Here is a 16,190-nt window from a genome sequence, read left to right on the forward strand (position 1 = left end):
GACCACATCTGCGCAAATTGCGACGCAGGGGCAGAATGTCTCAAGCCTGCGGCAAAGGCCCCGGTTTTCGGCGGCGCGCGCAGGACTTATGTGAAGGCAAGGACGACAGGCAAAGGCAGCAGACACGATGGGATTCTGGATCGCGACGGGGGCGTTTTCGGCGCTGGTTGTGCTGGTGCTGATGCTGGCCGTGCTGCGCCCGCGCAAGGCCACGGTGCCCGCAGCCGCCTATGACCTGCAGGTCTATCGCGACCAGCTGCGCGAGATCGAAAAGGACATAGCGCGCGGCATCCTGTCGGAGGATGAAGCCACCCGCGCCCGCACCGAAGTCTCGCGCCGCATCCTCGAGGCCGACCGCGCCCTGCAACAGGCCAAGGCTGCGGACCTGCGCGCCAGCGGCCTTGACCGCGTTATCTTGGGCGCAGGATTGGTTGCGACGGTTGCCGGCGCCTTTGGCCTTTACCTTGGCATCGGCGCACCGGGCTATCCCGACCTGCCCATCGCCACCCGGATCGACATGGTCGAAGAGGCGCGCGCGACGCGCCCAGCCCAGGCCGAGGCCGAGGAACAGGTGCCATTCCGCGAAGGCTTGCCGCCCGATCCCCGGCGCGAGGAATTGGTGGCGCAACTGCGCACCATCATGGAACAGCGCCCCGACGATGTGCAGGGCCTTGGGCTTCTGGCGACGAACGAGGCGGCCTTGGGCAATTTCCGCGCCGCGCGCGTGGCCCAGGAACGTCTGATCGCGCTTCTTGGCGATGACGCGGACGCCTTTCACCACATCGATCTGGCCGAGATGATGATCTTGGCTGCGGGCGGCTATGTCTCGCCGGAGGCCGAGGCGGCGCTGACGCGGGGGCTTCAGATGGAGCCGCGCAATGGAACCGGGCGCTACTATGCGGGCCTGATGTTCGCGCAGCAGGGCCGGCCCGACCTTGCCTTTCCCATCTGGCGCAACCTTCTGGCGGATTCGACCATCGACGCCCCTTGGGTGGAGCCGATCCTCTTGCAGATCGAAGAGGTCATGTTCCTTGCCGGCGTGCCTGAAAGCATGTCCGAGCTGCCCCAACCCGCGCCCGCGCGCGGCCCCAGCGCTGAAGACTTGGCCGCCGCCGAAAACATGTCGCCCGAGGATCGGCAGGCGATGATCGAAAGCATGGTGGCAAGCCTCGGCAGCCGCCTGGCCAACGAGGGCGGCACGCCAGACGAATGGGCGCGCCTGATCGGGGCGCAGATCGTCCTTGGCCGGACCGATCAGGCCCGAGCGATCTACGAGGAGGGCCGTAGCGTCTTCGCCGAAAGCCCCGAAGCGCTGCGCCTGCTGGAGGAGGCCGCCGCCCCCTTGACCGAGGCGCCAGAGTGATTTTCGAAGATATCGCGGAATTCGCTGCCGCCCTGCCCGTCGCGCGTGGTCTTATGGGGTTGGATCTGGGAACCAAGACCATCGGCGTTGCCGTTTCCGACAGGCTCTTGTCCTCGGCCAGCGCGCTGGAAACCGTGAAGCGGGTGAAATTCACCCAAGATGCCGCGCGGCTTGGCCAGATCGCGGCCGGGCGCGAGATTGGCGGCATCGTTCTTGGCCTGCCCGCGAACATGGACGGAACCGAAGGGCCGCGCGCCCAATCGACCCGCGCCTTTGCCCGGAACCTCTCCCGCCTGCCGGAGTTCGAGGCGCTACCGATCACCTTTTGGGACGAGCGGTTGAGCACGGTTGCGGCAGAAAGGGCACTCCTCGAGGCGGATACGTCGCGGAAACGTCGCGCAGAGGTGATCGACGCCGTCGCAGCGGGGTATATCTTGCAAGGGGCGCTCGACCGGTTGCGCCACCTGAGGAGCGCGCAATGACCGACACACCCGAACGATCGCGCGCCTCCGGAGACGAGGTCTGGAAGCGCGACGAGATCGAGAGCCCCTGCATCAAGATCTGCGTCGTTCATCCCGAGGCGCGGATCTGCACCGGCTGCCTGCGCACCATCGACGAGATCACGCAATGGTCGCGCATGACCGCCGATGATCGCCGCGCGGTGATGGCCGCCCTGCCGGCACGGCGCGCGGATCTGGGCCAACGGCGGGGCGGGCGTGCGGCCCGCCTCAAGCGGCGCGCCGAAGGCTGACAGGATGCACAGACCGCTTCCCTTGCCGCCGGGGCGGCGGGTTACGGGATTGCGAGGTCATCGGCTTTTCGCATGGTTCACTGGCTGGATCGCGGGCGGCATCGCCATCACGGTAATCTTTTTCCCGCTTTTCGCCGCGACGCTCGATACCGAACGGTCCTATGGCGCGGCGCTCCGGGCCTGGTTCGACAACGGCGCTTTCTTCGCGGTTCTACCGGGTGTTTTTCTATGGGCGGTATTTCTGGGGCCGGTCTGGCTTGTCTTGCGGATCTGGATCGCAAGGCGCGGGGATCACCCGATCGGCCCACGGCCCGCGACCCTGCCGGTCTGGCTGGCCATCTGGGTCGTTTTCACGGTGATCGAGGTCTTGCTTGCCGGACCGGAGGCGAACCGCACACCGCCCGGCCCCTTTGCGCTGGTGCCTCCACCCTTCGACCTGATGGTTGGCGGGGCGCTTTTGGTCAAGATCGGGGGCGTTGCGGTCATGTTCGCGGTCTATCGCCGGATGCGGCCCCGCGATGCGATCGACCGGGGCGAGACAGGCCCCTTCATCTCCAGCCGCTAGGCCGCGCGGGCCGTCACCTCGGCCAGTGCGCGTTCGACCACTTCGGGGCCCGCGCCGTCGCGATGTGCATTCTCGCTCAGGTAGCGTTTCCAGCCCCGCGCGCCGGGTCGCCCGGTGAAAAGCCCCAGCATGTGCCGCGTCACCTGATGCAGCCGCCCACCCGCCATCAGATGCGCCTCGATATAGGGCAGCATCGCATGCGCCACCGACTCCGCGCTCCGCGGCGGCGCGCTGTCGCCAAAGATGTCTCGGTCAGCGCTCAGCAGGATACCGGCGGGCGCATGATAGGCCGCGCGCCCGATCATCACCCCGTCCATGCCTGCCGCAAGATGCACCTGTGCCTCCTCCAACATTGTGATCCCGCCGTTGATGGACAGGTGGAGATGCGGAAACGCCTGTTTCATCGCATGGACCAACGGATAGTCCAGCGGCGGGATATCGCGATTTTCCTTGGGGCTCAGCCCTTGCAACCACGCCTTCCGGGCATGGATGGCAAAGCGCGTGACGCCTGCGGCAGAGACGGTTTCCAGAAATGCCGGCAAGACCTCCTCCGGGATCTGGTCATCAACGCCAATCCGGCATTTCACCGTCACCTCAACTGGGCTCGCCGCGATCATGGCCGAAATGCACTCGGCGACAAGCTCGGGTCGCTCCATCAAGACGGCCCCGAAACATCCCGATTGCACCCGGTCGGATGGGCAGCCCACATTGAGATTGATCTCGTCATAGCCATAAGCCGCAGCGATCCTGCTGGCCTCTGCCAATTCGCCCGGATCCGATCCGCCCAGTTGCAGCGCGACGGGATGTTCGGCCTCGTCAAAGCCAATCAGGCGATCCTGGTCGCCATGGATCACCGCAGGCGCCGTGACCATTTCTGTATAGAGAAGCGCATTGCGCGACATGAGCCGGTGAAAATAGCGGCAATGCCGGTCGGTCCAGTCCATCATCGGCGCGACGGACAGGCGCGCCGCCGGGGTGGCTGCGTTCAGGGGCATTCAAAATTCTCCACTCGGCCGCCCTTGGTCGGCGCAAACCTGATCCGAACATCATACCCACAGGGCATCGGGTGCACTACCCTATCTCGTACAGCGGTCGGCACAGGGCGGCTTCATGGGGTGCCCGACAGCGGATCACTGCGTTGAACGTGCAAAGGGCGACCTGCCCAAAGTTTGTCCAAAGTCGATACCGCCCATACAAATCGGCCTTTTACGTTTTGTCAGTTGCCACACGGTGCAATAGGGTGTCTGGACGCGCGTCGCACTCCAGACTTCGCACGCAGATATTGGACGGAGATCGTCATGACCCAGATCCTTCAAGTGGCCGCGATGGCATGTGCGACGCTTGGGATCGGCGCTGCGACGATGTCGGTGATGCATGAAGACATCCCCGACCTCCAGGTGCCCGAAGGCGCCTGGTCATCTTCGGGTGCATTGGACGGTCGGGCCTTCACCGTTCTGGGCACGGATGTCGAAAGCGGCGCCGTTCTCGAAGATGAACTGTTGTTCCGCAATGGGGCCTTTCAGTCGGTCGACTGCCAGAACTACTGCGATTTCGGCTGGTCCGAATACCAGACCAAAGAGATCGATGACGTGATCCATTTCACCGCCACCACGATTTGCCCCGATGCGCCGCATACGGTTGTGTTTTACGGTCAGGTCGTCGGCGACACGATCACCCTCGAAGGGACATGGACGACCCGCCGCTGGTACTGGACGAACCAGATCGTCATGGAGGCATCGGGAACAGCCACCGATTTCGAGGCTGCCGTCGGCGTATCGGGGTAGTGGTCGCGCCATGCGCCCCTCAGGCCCAACTCTTGGTGATATCGCGAGGCGCGTCGCGATCTTGATTGTGGTGCTGGTGCTGGCCACCTGGGCCGCGCACGAGATCCGCGATGCGCTCAACCTGCAGGTTCGGCCAGACAACGAGCAGCAAGTGCATCGGGCGATCATGTTTGGCGCAATCGCCTATATCGGCCTTCTGGCGCTTCCCTTCGTTCCGGGGGCCGAAATCGGCCTCGCCATGCTTGCCGCTTTTGGGACTGCGATTGCGCCGCTGATCTATGTGTGCACGGTCGCCGCGATGACGCTAGCCTATATCGTCGGGCGGTTTCTTCCGATCCGTATTCTCGAACGCCTGCTGTCGTTCTTCAGACTGCGGAAGGCGTCAGCTCTCGTTGCGCGCGCCGCGCCCCTTTCCTCCGAGGAACGTCTGGAGATGCTGCTCCATGGGCAGTCGAAACGCACGCTGGGCCTCGTGCTGCGCTTCCGCTACCTCGGCTTGGCGATCGCCGTGAACACCCCGGGCAATTCGATCATCGGTGGCGGCGGCGGCATCATGATCTTGGCGGGACTGAGCGGCATCTTTTCACCGCTCGCCACGGTGCTGACCGTCATGATTGCCGTCTCTCCCGTGCCACTGGCCATGATCTTTTTCGGCCTTCAGATCTGAACGATTGACGCCAGCCGCACCACGTTCGGCCATTGATTTTATGTGATTTTCGGCTTGTTTGGCGAAAGATCAGTCTTGTGGCTTGGATCGGTGGATCGCGGCGTTAGCGATGAAACACTGGCGCGAGTGGAGACGCAGGGCGCGGTGCGACAGTCAAGGCATCGGGGCTGACCTGCGGTGATCTACCCGCTGGATGGCTCAATCCTTTTGCTCATCGGGTTGCCGGATTGGTGTGTCGTGCGCGCGCTCACCGAGGGAAAGGCAACGCATCTGGGTGTCACCGTTGTTCCGGTGACAGGCGAAACCGCACCGCGCGCGCCATGGGGCAAGGCTTGACGGCATTACGTTGTGCTTCGACGCGGGCAAGCGGATCTATCAGGGGCGGGCTGCCGTCGGTGCCTGCCGCGATGGCGAAATTCCCGGAACGGCCGATCGCAAAGGGCGGCATGACCGAGGCGCAACACCAGACCGGAGGTAAGGCCGCTCTCTAACCCTGCCCGGCGGCCCGGGACCGGTCTTCGGCAGGTTCACTCCGCAGCCATTGCCCCCCGATCTTGGCGAGGGGGCAGACCGAATTTCCGCGCGTATTCGCGCGAGAATTGGGCCGGGCTTTCATAGCCGACGCGATAGGCGATCTCGGATACCTTGACGTTCGAGCCCCGCAGCGCGTCGCGCGCCTGTAGCAGGCGAAGGTCTTTTTGGTACTGCAAGGGTGAGGTGCCGGTGACAGCCTTGAAATGCTCGAAGAACCCCGAAACGCTCATCCCGATGCGCCCTGCGAGTTCGCTCACGACCAATGGCCGAGACAGGTCCGACTGGATGTCGCGCGTGGCGCGAAAAATGCGGCTTGCGGTGGTTTCATGCCAGAGCAGCCGTTTAAGGACCTCCGCATGTGGCCCGAGCAATAGCCGGGCATGCAGTTCCTGCCGTGTGATTGGGGCAAGCAACCGGCGCGTATCCTCCGCCTCGCTTTGAACGATCAGACGGCTGAGAGCGTGTTCCAGATCTGTGTCCGTCGCGCAAAGTGCGATGGAGAACGGATCAACCGATTGCGACGCCCGCACGGGCGGCACGGCGGAGGCGAGCCCGCGCAACACATCCAGATCCAGTGGCATGACCAGCGCGACATAGGGCGCGTCCGGCGTCGCCTTTGTGATCCGCGAAACGACCGGCAGCGCATGGCTCACGATCAAGGATTGCCCTTGGGCCACCGTCAGGTTCCGGGTGCCTGCGCCAACCGTCTTTGCGCCTTGCAGCACCAGACAGAGCAGCGGACGATAGACCGTGCCTGTCTGCGGCGTCTCTTGGGCGTGACGCAACAGGTGAAGACCGCTCGCGTCATGTGCGAACGCGCCCTGCGCCAGCCGCGCCCGGTCCAAAAGCGTCAAAGCGTGATCCAGCAAGCTTGCCATGACTATCCTCTCTTTCGGAGCAGTTAGCATGGATTGGCCCAAATTAATGCCAGAAAAGAAGACTGTTTGGAGGATCAGGCAAGTCATCTGGACGATCAGGAAAGAGGCTGACGCCCGCGTCGACTATGGTCACAGCATCAGACAGCGAGGGCAGACCAGATGACAAAAGTATTCATTACGGGGATCGCGGGCGGCTTTGGCCTGCCCACGGCACGGGCCCTGATGGCGCAGGGCTACGAGGTGGCGGGCAGCGTCCGCAGCCGCACGGGGCGCAACGCCGCGACCGTGGCCGCGTTGCTGGCCGAGGGCGCGCAGATCGTCGAGATGGACGTGACCGACACCGACAGCACCGATGCTGCCATGGCCGATGCCATCGCCGCCCTTGGCGGATTGGACGTACTCTTCAACAACGCCGGGATCGGCGCCTATGGCATCCATGAACTGATGTCGCCCGAAGACATGGCCCATGTCTTCGACGTGAACGTCATGGGTGTGCAGCGTGTCATGCGGGCGGCGCTGCCGCACATGCGGGCGCAGGGGCGCGGCACCGTGCTCTACACCTCCAGCCTGATCGGCCGCATCACGACGCCGTTCTACGGCACCTATTCCGCCTCGAAATGGGCGCTAGAGGCCATCGTCGAATGCTACCGCACCGAGCTTTCGGGCTTTGGCATCGAGTCCTGCCTGATCGAACCGGGCGCCATGCCTACCGCCTTCTTCGACGGCATGGTGACGCCGAACGATCCGCTGCGCGAAACGGCGTATGGCGATTTCGCCGGCATCCCTGCGATGTCGGCAGAGGGTCTGGCGCGCATGCTCGACGCGACACCGAACCAGCGCCCGGAACGTGTCGCGGAAGCCGTTGTCGACCTTCTGGCCCTGCCATTCGGGGCCAAGCCGTTCCGGACCGTGGTCGATAACACCGGGGTCGGGCCCGAGATCGAACGCTACAACACCGCCCTGCATGACGTCACACGCACCGTCCTGAGCAATTTCGGCCTCGCCGACATGCTGCGCCTCAACGCCTGAAGGAGAAAAGACATGCCCACCATTCTCATCACCGGCGCGTCCTCCGGCATCGGCAAGGCCACAGCCTTGCGCTTCCAGTCCGAAGGCTGGAATGTCATCGCCACGATGCGTGATCCCTCCAACTCCGAATTGGTCGGGCTTGACGCCACATTGGTCACGCGCCTTGACGTGACCGATCCAAGCTCGATCGCGGATGCCGTAAGCTTGGGCGTCGACCGCTTCGGCGCCATCGACGTGCTGCTGAACAACGCGGGCTACGGCGCCTATGGCCCTTTGGAGGCATTCTCGACAGAGCGCATCCGCCGCCAATTCGACACCAATGTCATCGGCCTTCTGGAGGTCACCAAGGCCGTTCTGCCCCACATGCGCGCACGGCGCACCGGCACCATCGTCAACATATCCTCCATCGGCGGGCAGATCACCTTCCCGCTCGGAACGCTTTATCACGGCACCAAATTCGCCGTCGAAGGCCTGTCCGAGGCGCTGCATTATGAACTGGAACCGCTGGGTATCCGTGTCCGGATCGTCGAGCCGGGTATGATCAAGACCGACTTCGGCGGACGATCTTTCGACTTTGCCATGGATGAAGACTTGTCCGACTACGCCCCAACCGCCGCCGCCATGGGTCGGCTGTTTGGCAAACTGGCCTCGCAACCGTCAGCGCCCGAATTGGTCGCAGATGTAATCTGGCAGGCGGCCATCGCGCCCGGTGACCAATTGCGATTCCGCGCCGGGCCGGATGCCGTCGACCTATTGGACCGTCGCAAAGAGGAGGACGACACCGCGTTCATCGGCTGGATCAAGACCTTGATGACGGAGTGACGTCGTGACCCGCCAAGGCGCGTGCTGCGTCACGCCCGCAAAAGCCATGGCTACATAAAGGCGCGAAAACATTTGCGTGTTGGGAAAGTGGCGCACCCGACAGGATTCGAACCTGTGACCTCTGCCTTCGGAGGGCAGCGCTCTATCCAGCTGAGCTACGGGTGCGTTCTGATCTGGCATATAGCGGGCGGGACAGCGGCCCGCAACGCCAAATCAGGCGCCGATCCGGCCGCTATTCCGCCGCTTGGCTCTCGGCTGCACGGGCGGCTTCGATCTCGGCGGCCTTCTTCTCGACCTGCTCGACGATATGCTCGATCATGCCTTCGTTCGACAACTTGTGGCTTTGGACACCCGCAAGATAGACCATGCCCGACCCGGCCCCACCGCCGGTGAAGCCCACATCGGTCATCAAGGCCTCTCCCGGCCCGTTCACCACGCAGCCGATGATCGACAGGCTCATCGGCGTCTTGATGTGTTCCAGTCGCTTTTCCAAGGCCTCGACCGTCTTGATCACATCGAAGCCCTGCCGCGCGCAGGACGGGCAAGAGATGATGTTCACCCCGCGATGGCGCAGGCCCAGCGACTTCAGGATCTCGAAGCCGACCTTCACCTCCTCGACCGGATCTGCCGACAGGCTGACGCGGATCGTATCGCCGATCCCGGCCCATAGCAGGCTGCCCAAACCGATGGAGGACTTGATCGTCCCCGACATCAGCCCCCCCGCCTCGGTGATGCCAAGGTGGATCGGCGCATCCGTCGCTTCGGCCAACCCTTGGTAGGCAGCGGCGGCAAGAAAGACGTCGGAGGCTTTGCAGGAAATCTTGAACTCGTGAAAATCGTTGTCCTGCAGGATCCGGATATGGTCCAGCCCGCTTTCGATCATCGCCTCCGGGCAGGGTTCGCCGTATTTTTCCAGCAGATGCTTTTCAAGCGACCCGGCATTGACCCCGATCCGGATCGAACAGCCATGGTCGCGCGCGGCTCGGATCACCTCCTTGACGCGCTTTTCATCGCCGATGTTGCCGGGATTGATCCTGAGACAGGCAGCGCCTGCCTCGGCCGCCTCGATGCCGCGTTTGTAGTGGAAATGGATGTCGGCCACGATCGGAACGGGGCTTTCGCGCACGATCTCCTTGAGCGCCTTGGAACTCGCCTCATCAGGCACGGAAACACGGACGATATCGGCCCCTGCCTCGGCACAGCGCTGGATCTGCTCGACCGTCGCCTTCACATCTGTGGTCAGCGTGTTGGTCATGGTCTGCACGCTGATCGGCGCATCGCCCCCGACCGCGACCGGGCCGACATGGATCTTGCGGCTCTTGCGGCGGTCAATGTTGCGCCAAGGGCGGATGGGATTGTGCGACATGAACAGGGCCTTTGCGGGATCTATAGCGGCAATGGCCGAACGATAGACCTGTAAACCTGCGACGACAACGGGGGGTTATCCAGACGCGAGAGCGGCAGACGCTTTTCAGCGCGCAGCGTCACCCGACAGGATCAATTCAGCCACCTCGGGCAGGTCAGGGTCGGCGGCGGCATCGGCCATCGCGAAATTCGTGCTGATCGCATCGGCCGACAATTCCACGTCTCGCGCGATCGAGGCACCCGGACCGGCGGGGCCCATGGTGACGCCGTTGACCGCGAAATACACCGATCCCGCATTGCCCGACCGCAAACGCGGCGCTTCGGCGCTTTCGGGGATGGTGTAGCTGTCGCCTCTGTTCAACGTCCCCTCGAACAGGGTCGCGCCCGAGGCCGATGTCACCCGAACCCAAGACGGGCGCACCGCAAAGATGACCAGTTCGTCCTGCCTTGCTTCGGTGACCTGTACCGCGGGGGCGGGTTCGCCCTCTCCCCCCTGCTCGAACGACGCTGCTGCGGCAAGCCGTGGCACATCCCGCGACGCGGCGCTGTCCAGACCACCCAAGGTTCCGACCTCGTCGGGGTCGAGCGTGGCGAGCGCGCCATCGCGCGGCGTCAAAACCGGCGCTTCCAGCGCCTCGGGCCGATAGATCCGGCCAAAGCTTTCGGGGCCCGGTACGGCAATGTCGAAATCCTGCGCGACGGCAAAGGCCCCTTCCGAGGCTCCCGCCAGCGGGTCGAGCTGCGCCAGCGGAACGGGCGCCTCGTCCACCGGAGCGATCTGCAGCCGCTGGATGTCATGGAGAACGGACCACGCGCCGTAGCCAAGCCCCAGCACCAGCGCCACCAGAACGGCGGCGGACCCAAGGGCGCCTGGCTCGATGCCCGAGAACATGCGGTCACGTTCAGGCGCGAAACTGATCCGCGCGCCCTTTATGACCTCGTTGGGGTCTATCCGGCGCGGGGGCGCGTCGCTCACCTCGCGCTTGGCGGCGCGGGCCTGCTGGGCCGAGGGGCCGTGGACACCATAGAAACCGGTTTCGTCACAGAACCGCCGAAACGTCCATTCCGGATCGATCCCGAGATATCGGGCATAGGATCGGACATATCCCGCGATAAAGCCGGGCGAGGAAAACGCCCCGATGTCGCCATTCTCGATCGCGGCGATGTAAGCGGCACGGATCTTCAGCTCGCGCTCGACATCCAGCAGGGATTTTCCAAGGGTTGCCCGCTCGCCCCGCATCAGGTCGCCAAGCGGCACGTCGGTCACGTCATACCCGTCGAAGGACCCGGACACGGCAACAGAAGCATCGGGCTGTACGTTGCCCTGCCCCTGCCACTGGTCGTGGTCCTGACCCATGCGCCTGTTGCCTTCCCTGCCCGTGCCTGCGGTTGCCTTTGGTCAGTATCTGGTGGTCCAGATCCGCCCCGCTACCGCATATATTACGCCCAGATGGGGTGATTCCCCAATACCCGTTACTTTCGCACGCCTAACACGGGCAAACCGCGCTTTGCATCAACAGATTACGTCAGGCTGACATCTCGGCACGATTCAGCGCACAATGGCTCCAAAGCGCATCCATAGCGCGCACAAGCGCATCGACGGACCGGGGATCGTGCACCGGCGAGGGGGTGAAACGCAGGCGCTCTGTGCCGCGCGGGACTGTGGGGAAATTGATCGGCTGCACATAGATCCCGAACTCCGACAGCAGCATGTCCGAGATCTTCTTGGTGTGCACCGGGTCACCCACGATGACCGGCACGATATGGCTGCCATGATCGATGATCGGCAGGCCCAGCCCCTTCAGACGCAGCTTCAGAACCGCGGCGCGTTCCTGATGCAGATCGCGCAGCGCCTGATCCGTTTTCAGGTGCCGCACGCTTGCCGCGGCCCCGGCCGCAACCGCCGGCGGGATGGATGTGGTGAAGATAAACCCGGGCGCATAGCTGCGGATCGCGTCACACATTTTCGCGCTGGCCGCGATATAGCCGCCCATCACGCCATAGGCCTTGCCCAGCGTCCCGTTGATGATGTCGATCCGGTCCATCAGGCCCAGTTTCTCGGCCACGCCGCCGCCGCGCGGGCCATACATGCCGACGGCATGCACCTCGTCCAGATAGGTCAGCGCGCCGAATTCCTCGGCCAGTTCGAGGATCTCGGCGATGGGGCCGAAATCGCCATCCATGGAATAGACCGATTCAAAGGCGATCAGCTTGGGCGCGGACGGATCGTCGGCCTCCAGCTTGGCGCGCAGATCGGCCAGATCGTTGTGCCTGAAGATGCGCTTGGCTCCGCCGTTGCGGCGGATCCCCTCGATCATCGAGGCGTGGTTGAGCGCGTCCGAATAAATGATGAGCCCCGGAAACAGCAGGGGCAAAGTGGACAGCGTCGCATCATTGGCAATGTAGGCGGAAGTGAAGATCAGCGCGGCTTCCTTGCCGTGCAGATCCGCAAGTTCGGCCTCGAGCGCTTTGTGATACACCGTCGTGCCCGAGATGTTGCGCGTGCCGCCCGAGCCTGCGCCCGTCGCCTCCAGCGCCTCGTGCATCGCATTGAGGACAACCGGATGCTGCCCCATGCCAAGGTAATCGTTGCCGCACCAGACGGTGATCTGTTGTTCCGTACCGTCGGGCTTTTTCCAGATCGCATGGGGGAAATTGCCGCGACGACGCTCGATGTCGATGAAGGTCCGATACCGGCCTTCTTCGTGCAGGCGATTGAGGGCTGCGTCGAGCGCGCTGTCGTAATTCACTGGCTGTCTCCCTTCCCGGCCCCGGTCACGAGGGGCCCACCGTCAAGACGCTGGCTGATCCATTCAGGCTTCGGAATATGTCCTTTGCACGTCCCGGGCCAAGTTACAAATTGACGCGCGCCTGACTTTGACCTGTGTCAATCCGCGCATCTTACCCGGCCTAGCCTTCGACGACGGCGCGGCAATCCTCTGCGGCGCAAGCGATCACGGCGGCCTCCCGGCTTTCACCGATGCCCCATTGCCCGGTCGACGGGCTGATCGCCATGGCGCGCGACCTGCGCGGCAGGCGGCGGTATTCCCCTGTCAGCGCGGCCGTCGCCTGTTGCGACAATTGCAGCGCGCGGCCCGGTTCCCACCCGGCAGGACGGATCACCATCACCACCGCGCAATCCGCCCCGCAGGCGGCCATCGCCGCGGCGCGGGCATTATCCTCGTCATGATAATTCGCCGCCAGCGACGTGCGCTCTGACGCCAGCCCCGAGGCCGGATGAACCGCCATCGCCGCGTAATGCGGTTGCGGCTGGATCAGGTTGATCTGTTCCAGCGTGGCGATATCGGCAGCCGTCAGCCCGTCGGCGGCGTAAACCTCCCATTCGACCCCGCCATCCTCGGCAAAGACCATCCCGCGCGCCTCGCGCAGATTGGGCAGGTCCTGCGCGGCGGCGGGTCCTGCGACCGCCAGCGCCACCGCAGCCGCCAGACCGCCCCGAAGAAGTGTTCGCACCATGGCTCTCTCGCTCGTTTTGCCGGTTGCCACCCGAAATAGCGTCCCAGCGCGCCCCCGGCAACCGCTGGACATTCCCGCCGCCTCCGGGCCAGTCTCCTGCCAAACACGAAACCCTTTCGAAAGGCCCCGCGCTGATGTCGCTTGATGCTGTCCTCGCCCGTCTCGACAAAGACCTCGATGCCGCCACAGCGCGCCTGTTCGAGCTGTTGCGCATTCCTTCGATCTCGACCGATCCGGCCTTTTCCGCCGACGTGCGCCGCGCGGCGGATTGGCTGCGCGACGATCTGGCCCAAATCGGATTTCAGGCCGAGGTGCATGACACCACCGGCCATCCGATGGTCGTGGCCCATCACGACGGCCCCGGCCCGCATCTGCTGTTCTACGGCCACTACGATGTGCAGCCCGTCGATCCCCTCTCGCTCTGGGAACGCGATCCGTTCGATCCCGAGGTGCAGGACACGCCAAAAGGCCGCGTGATCCGCGCGCGGGGTGCCGCCGATGACAAGGGCCAGCTTATGACATTCTTGGAGGCCTGCCGCGCCATCAAGGCGGAAACCGGCACCCTGCCCTGCAAGATCACCGTGTTTCTGGAGGGTGAGGAGGAATCCGGTTCCCCCTCCCTCGTCCCCTATCTCGAGGCCCATGGCGACGCGCTCCGCGCCGATCTGGCGCTCATCTGCGACACGGGCCTTTTTGCCGAGGGCGTGCCGGCCATCGTCACCCAGCTGCGCGGCCTTCTGGGTGAAGAGATGACCATCACCGGCCCCCGCATCGACCTGCATTCGGGCATGTATGGTGGCATGGCGATCAACCCGATCCGGGTGCTGACCCGCATCCTGGGCGGGCTACACGACGACACGGGACGGGTGCAGGTGCCGGGATTCTACGACGGGGTCGAGGAGATTTCCGAGGATCTCGCCGCGCAATGGGCGGGCCTCGGCTTCGACGCGGGCGGCTTTCTGGGCGATGTGGGCCTGTCGGTTCCGGCGGGCGAAACCGACCGGACGCCCCTCGAATCTCTCTGGTCCCGCCCCACGGCCGAAATCAACGGCATCTGGGGCGGCTATACCGGCGCGGGCTTCAAAACCGTTCTGCCTTCGCAGGCCCATGCCAAGGTGTCCTTCCGCCTCGTCGCGGGCCAAGACCCGCTGAAACTGCGCGACAGCTTTCGCGCCTGGGTCACGGCGCAGCTTCCGCCCGATTGCAGCATCGCGTGGAAAGATCACGGCGCAAGCCCGGCCAGCCGCATGGATATCGGCCACCCCGCCTTTTCCATCGCCCGCGCCGCGCTGTCACAAGAGTGGCCGGGCGAGGCCGCCTTCATCGGGGGCGGCGGCTCGATCCCCGTGGCGGGGCATTTCAAGCAGATCCTCGGGATGGATTCGCTTCTGGCGGGCTTCGGCAAGGATGACGATGCGATCCACTCCCCGAACGAGAAATACGATCTCGACAGTTTCCACCGGGGCATGCGGGCCTGGGCGCGCATCCTGACGGGCATCGCCGAATATTGAGGGCGGCCGGGGGCTCTGCCCCCGGACCCCCGGGATATTTACAAAACAGAGAAAATCAGACGGGTGATGCCGCGATGCGCGCAGGCCCGCGCCAGAACCGGGCCATCATCAGCCCGCCCGCAAAGGCAAGCCCCACGACCAGCCCCGCCCATATCCCCGGCCCCCCATAGCCCAAGGGAAAGCCTATGACCCAAGCCGCGGGCAGGCCCAACCCCCAATAGGAGACCAGCGCGTATATCATGGGAACGCGCGTATCTTGCGCGCCGCGCAACAGCCCCAGCGCCATGACCTGCCCCGCATCCGCGAGCTGGAAGAGCGCCGCCACCAGCAAAAGGCTCACCCCGATCGCGATGATCTCGGGGCGCAGCGGATCGGTCGGGTCGAGAAAGAGGCCGATCATCGGCTCGGGGATCAGCACGAACGCAAGGATCGTCAGGGCCACCATCCCCCCCGACAGTATAAGCGCCGCGGCAGCCGCAAGCCGCAACCCAGCGACATCCCGCTTGCCCCAGGCCCGCCCGGCACGGACCGTCGCGGCCTGGCTCAAGCCGATATGCACCATGAAGGTCGCCGAACAGATCTGCAGCGCGATGCCGTGCGCGGCCAGTGGGTTCGGCCCAAGCCAGCCCATCATCACCATCGTCGCCATGAAGAGCCCGGATTCGGACAAAAGCGTCAGCGCGATGGGCCAGCCAAGGCGAAACACCTGCGCGAAAGCCTCCCAATCGGGTCGCCAGAACCGCGCGAACAGCGTGTCTTGCCCCAAATCCCGATGCAGCCCGGCATGAAGCGCAAGGATCAGCGCGATCAGCGCCTGTGTCCCGACCGACGCAAAGGCCGCCCCCGCGACGCCCAGTTCCGGCGCGCCGAGGTTGCCGAAGATCAGGACCCAGTTCAGACCCGCGTTCAAAACGGCGCCCGCCAATGTCGCCCACAAGACCACACGCGCATGATCGAGCGCCGAGAGATGGCTGCGCAGCACCGTCATCACCACCGCGGGCGCAATGCCGAACCCCGCGATCCTGAGATAGGTTTGCGTCATCTCCGCAATGATCTCGGTCTGACCGAGCGCCAGCAGGATCGCTCCCGAGAACCAGAAAAGCGGCAGGACCAGTACCGAGAACATCAGCGCGATCCAAAGGCCCATCCGTGTGATCCGACGCACCTGCCGCCTGTCGTCATTGGCGGCGGCGGCCGCAACCATCGGCATGACAGCCAGCCCGAACCCCATGCCGAGAATCAGCACGACATGGAAATAGGAACCGCCCAAGGCTACGGCAGCCAGCTCCGGCACCCCGTACCAGCCCATCATCACCGTATCGGTGAGCGTGATGGCGATCTGCGCCAGCATCCCGCCGATCAACGGCAGGCCAAGCGTCAGCGTCGCGCGGATATGGGCGGAAAGCGTTGTCATGATCGGGGATTAGACCCGCTACCTGCCCCC

The 16,190-nt window shown here is 64.4% G+C and carries 16 protein-coding genes and 1 tRNA gene; 9 read left to right on the plus strand and 8 right to left on the minus strand.

Features of this window, described 5'->3' with window-relative positions; translation table 11 throughout:
- Positions 1-127: 127 nt before the first annotated feature.
- Genes ccmI through QQK63_RS11155 form a run of 4 tightly spaced genes read left to right on the plus strand, consistent with a single transcriptional unit; the run spans position 128 to position 2,679 of the window.
- On the plus strand, positions 128-1,363 hold the full coding sequence (gene ccmI / locus QQK63_RS11140) for a c-type cytochrome biogenesis protein CcmI (RefSeq protein ID WP_277822741.1): 1,236 nt from the start codon (positions 128-130) through the stop codon (positions 1,361-1,363).
- On the plus strand, positions 1,360-1,845 hold the full coding sequence (ruvX, locus tag QQK63_RS11145; protein WP_277822743.1) for a Holliday junction resolvase RuvX: 486 nt from the start codon (positions 1,360-1,362) through the stop codon (positions 1,843-1,845). The genes ccmI and ruvX overlap by 4 nt, the downstream gene beginning before the upstream one ends.
- The gene (locus tag QQK63_RS11150; RefSeq protein ID WP_277822745.1) at positions 1,842-2,114 is read left to right on the plus strand and encodes a DUF1289 domain-containing protein; all 273 of its coding nucleotides are present in this window, start codon (positions 1,842-1,844) and stop codon (positions 2,112-2,114) included. Before ruvX ends, QQK63_RS11150 begins: the two co-directional genes overlap by 4 nt.
- Positions 2,115-2,118: 4 nt before the next feature.
- Entirely contained in the window at positions 2,119-2,679 is a 561-nt protein-coding gene (locus QQK63_RS11155) for a hypothetical protein (RefSeq protein ID WP_277822747.1), read from the plus strand.
- Here QQK63_RS11155 and dusA read toward each other — a convergent pair.
- On the minus strand, positions 2,676-3,674 hold the full coding sequence (dusA, locus tag QQK63_RS11160; RefSeq protein ID WP_277822749.1) for a tRNA dihydrouridine(20/20a) synthase DusA: 999 nt from the start codon (positions 3,672-3,674) through the stop codon (positions 2,676-2,678). The genes QQK63_RS11155 and dusA overlap by 4 nt on opposite strands.
- A 303-nt stretch (positions 3,675-3,977) precedes the next feature.
- Between dusA and QQK63_RS11165 the strand changes: the two genes are divergently transcribed.
- A complete protein-coding gene (locus tag QQK63_RS11165) occupies positions 3,978-4,463 on the plus strand; it encodes a hypothetical protein (protein ID WP_277822751.1) in 486 nt (161 codons plus the stop codon).
- 67 nt (positions 4,464-4,530) lie between these two features.
- Positions 4,531-5,130: a hypothetical protein gene (locus tag QQK63_RS11170; protein ID WP_277823023.1), complete on the plus strand. Its 600-nt coding sequence runs from the start codon at positions 4,531-4,533 to the stop codon at positions 5,128-5,130.
- A 527-nt stretch (positions 5,131-5,657) separates the two neighbouring features.
- Here QQK63_RS11170 and QQK63_RS11175 read toward each other — a convergent pair.
- Complete coding sequence (locus tag QQK63_RS11175; RefSeq protein ID WP_284283211.1) at positions 5,658-6,542, minus strand: AraC family transcriptional regulator; 885 nt, start codon at positions 6,540-6,542, stop codon at positions 5,658-5,660.
- Positions 6,543-6,701: 159 nt separating this feature from the next.
- On the opposite strand from QQK63_RS11175, the gene QQK63_RS11180 reads away from it, so the two are divergent.
- Positions 6,702-7,571, plus strand: coding sequence for an SDR family NAD(P)-dependent oxidoreductase (locus QQK63_RS11180; RefSeq protein ID WP_277822757.1), 870 nt, complete (start codon positions 6,702-6,704; stop codon positions 7,569-7,571).
- Positions 7,572-7,583: 12 nt separating this feature from the next.
- A complete protein-coding gene (locus QQK63_RS11185) occupies positions 7,584-8,393 on the plus strand; it encodes an SDR family oxidoreductase (RefSeq protein ID WP_277822759.1) in 810 nt (269 codons plus the stop codon).
- An 88-nt stretch (positions 8,394-8,481) separates the two neighbouring features.
- On the opposite strand, the gene QQK63_RS11190 is transcribed toward QQK63_RS11185, so the two are convergent.
- The 5 genes from QQK63_RS11190 to QQK63_RS11210 form a co-directional block, all read right to left on the minus strand.
- A tRNA-Arg gene (locus QQK63_RS11190) sits at positions 8,482-8,558 on the minus strand.
- 67 nt (positions 8,559-8,625) lie between these two features.
- On the minus strand, positions 8,626-9,759 hold the full coding sequence (gene ispG, locus QQK63_RS11195) for a flavodoxin-dependent (E)-4-hydroxy-3-methylbut-2-enyl-diphosphate synthase (protein ID WP_277822761.1): 1,134 nt from the start codon (positions 9,757-9,759) through the stop codon (positions 8,626-8,628).
- A 105-nt stretch (positions 9,760-9,864) separates the two neighbouring features.
- Positions 9,865-11,115 carry a helix-turn-helix domain-containing protein gene (locus QQK63_RS11200; RefSeq protein ID WP_277822763.1) on the minus strand — a complete coding sequence of 417 codons (1,251 nt, stop codon included), beginning with the start codon at positions 11,113-11,115 and terminating at the stop codon, positions 9,865-9,867.
- Positions 11,116-11,284: 169 nt separating this feature from the next.
- Positions 11,285-12,508: a 5-aminolevulinate synthase gene (gene hemA, locus QQK63_RS11205; RefSeq protein ID WP_277822765.1), complete on the minus strand. Its 1,224-nt coding sequence runs from the start codon at positions 12,506-12,508 to the stop codon at positions 11,285-11,287.
- 160 nt (positions 12,509-12,668) lie between these two features.
- The gene (locus tag QQK63_RS11210) at positions 12,669-13,235 is read right to left on the minus strand and encodes a 5-aminolevulic acid synthase (protein WP_277822767.1); all 567 of its coding nucleotides are present in this window, start codon (positions 13,233-13,235) and stop codon (positions 12,669-12,671) included.
- Positions 13,236-13,369: 134 nt separating this feature from the next.
- Between QQK63_RS11210 and QQK63_RS11215 the strand changes: the two genes are divergently transcribed.
- Positions 13,370-14,746, plus strand: coding sequence for a M20/M25/M40 family metallo-hydrolase (locus QQK63_RS11215; protein ID WP_277822769.1), 1,377 nt, complete (start codon positions 13,370-13,372; stop codon positions 14,744-14,746).
- A 55-nt stretch (positions 14,747-14,801) separates the two neighbouring features.
- On the opposite strand, the gene QQK63_RS11220 is transcribed toward QQK63_RS11215, so the two are convergent.
- Positions 14,802-16,160: an MATE family efflux transporter gene (locus tag QQK63_RS11220; protein ID WP_277822771.1), complete on the minus strand. Its 1,359-nt coding sequence runs from the start codon at positions 16,158-16,160 to the stop codon at positions 14,802-14,804.
- Positions 16,161-16,190: the final 30 nt, after the last annotated feature.

It is taken from the genome of Roseicyclus marinus (assembly GCF_030163795.1).
In the GTDB taxonomy this organism is placed as follows: Bacteria; Pseudomonadota; Alphaproteobacteria; order Rhodobacterales; family Rhodobacteraceae; genus Roseicyclus; species Roseicyclus marinus.

What these genes read in the sequence shown, in the direction of transcription:
- ccmI (WP_277822741.1), top strand. Translation starts at nt 128, where the DNA reads ATGGGATTCTGGATCGCGACGGGGGCGTTTTCGGCGCTGGTTGTGCTG.
- QQK63_RS11150 (WP_277822745.1), top strand. Translation starts at nt 1,842, where the DNA reads ATGACCGACACACCCGAACGATCGCGCGCCTCCGGAGACGAGGTCTGG.
- QQK63_RS11155 (WP_277822747.1), top strand. Translation starts at nt 2,119, where the DNA reads ATGCACAGACCGCTTCCCTTGCCGCCGGGGCGGCGGGTTACGGGATTG.
- dusA (WP_277822749.1), bottom strand. Translation starts at nt 3,674, where the DNA reads ATGCCCCTGAACGCAGCCACCCCGGCGGCGCGCCTGTCCGTCGCGCCG.
- QQK63_RS11165 (WP_277822751.1), top strand. Translation starts at nt 3,978, where the DNA reads ATGACCCAGATCCTTCAAGTGGCCGCGATGGCATGTGCGACGCTTGGG.
- QQK63_RS11175 (WP_284283211.1), bottom strand. Translation starts at nt 6,542, where the DNA reads ATGGCAAGCTTGCTGGATCACGCTTTGACGCTTTTGGACCGGGCGCGG.
- QQK63_RS11180 (WP_277822757.1), top strand. Translation starts at nt 6,702, where the DNA reads ATGACAAAAGTATTCATTACGGGGATCGCGGGCGGCTTTGGCCTGCCC.
- QQK63_RS11185 (WP_277822759.1), top strand. Translation starts at nt 7,584, where the DNA reads ATGCCCACCATTCTCATCACCGGCGCGTCCTCCGGCATCGGCAAGGCC.
- ispG (WP_277822761.1), bottom strand. Translation starts at nt 9,759, where the DNA reads ATGTCGCACAATCCCATCCGCCCTTGGCGCAACATTGACCGCCGCAAG.
- QQK63_RS11200 (WP_277822763.1), bottom strand. Translation starts at nt 11,115, where the DNA reads ATGGGTCAGGACCACGACCAGTGGCAGGGGCAGGGCAACGTACAGCCC.
- QQK63_RS11210 (WP_277822767.1), bottom strand. Translation starts at nt 13,235, where the DNA reads ATGGTGCGAACACTTCTTCGGGGCGGTCTGGCGGCTGCGGTGGCGCTG.
- QQK63_RS11215 (WP_277822769.1), top strand. Translation starts at nt 13,370, where the DNA reads ATGTCGCTTGATGCTGTCCTCGCCCGTCTCGACAAAGACCTCGATGCC.
- QQK63_RS11220 (WP_277822771.1), bottom strand. Translation starts at nt 16,160, where the DNA reads ATGACAACGCTTTCCGCCCATATCCGCGCGACGCTGACGCTTGGCCTG.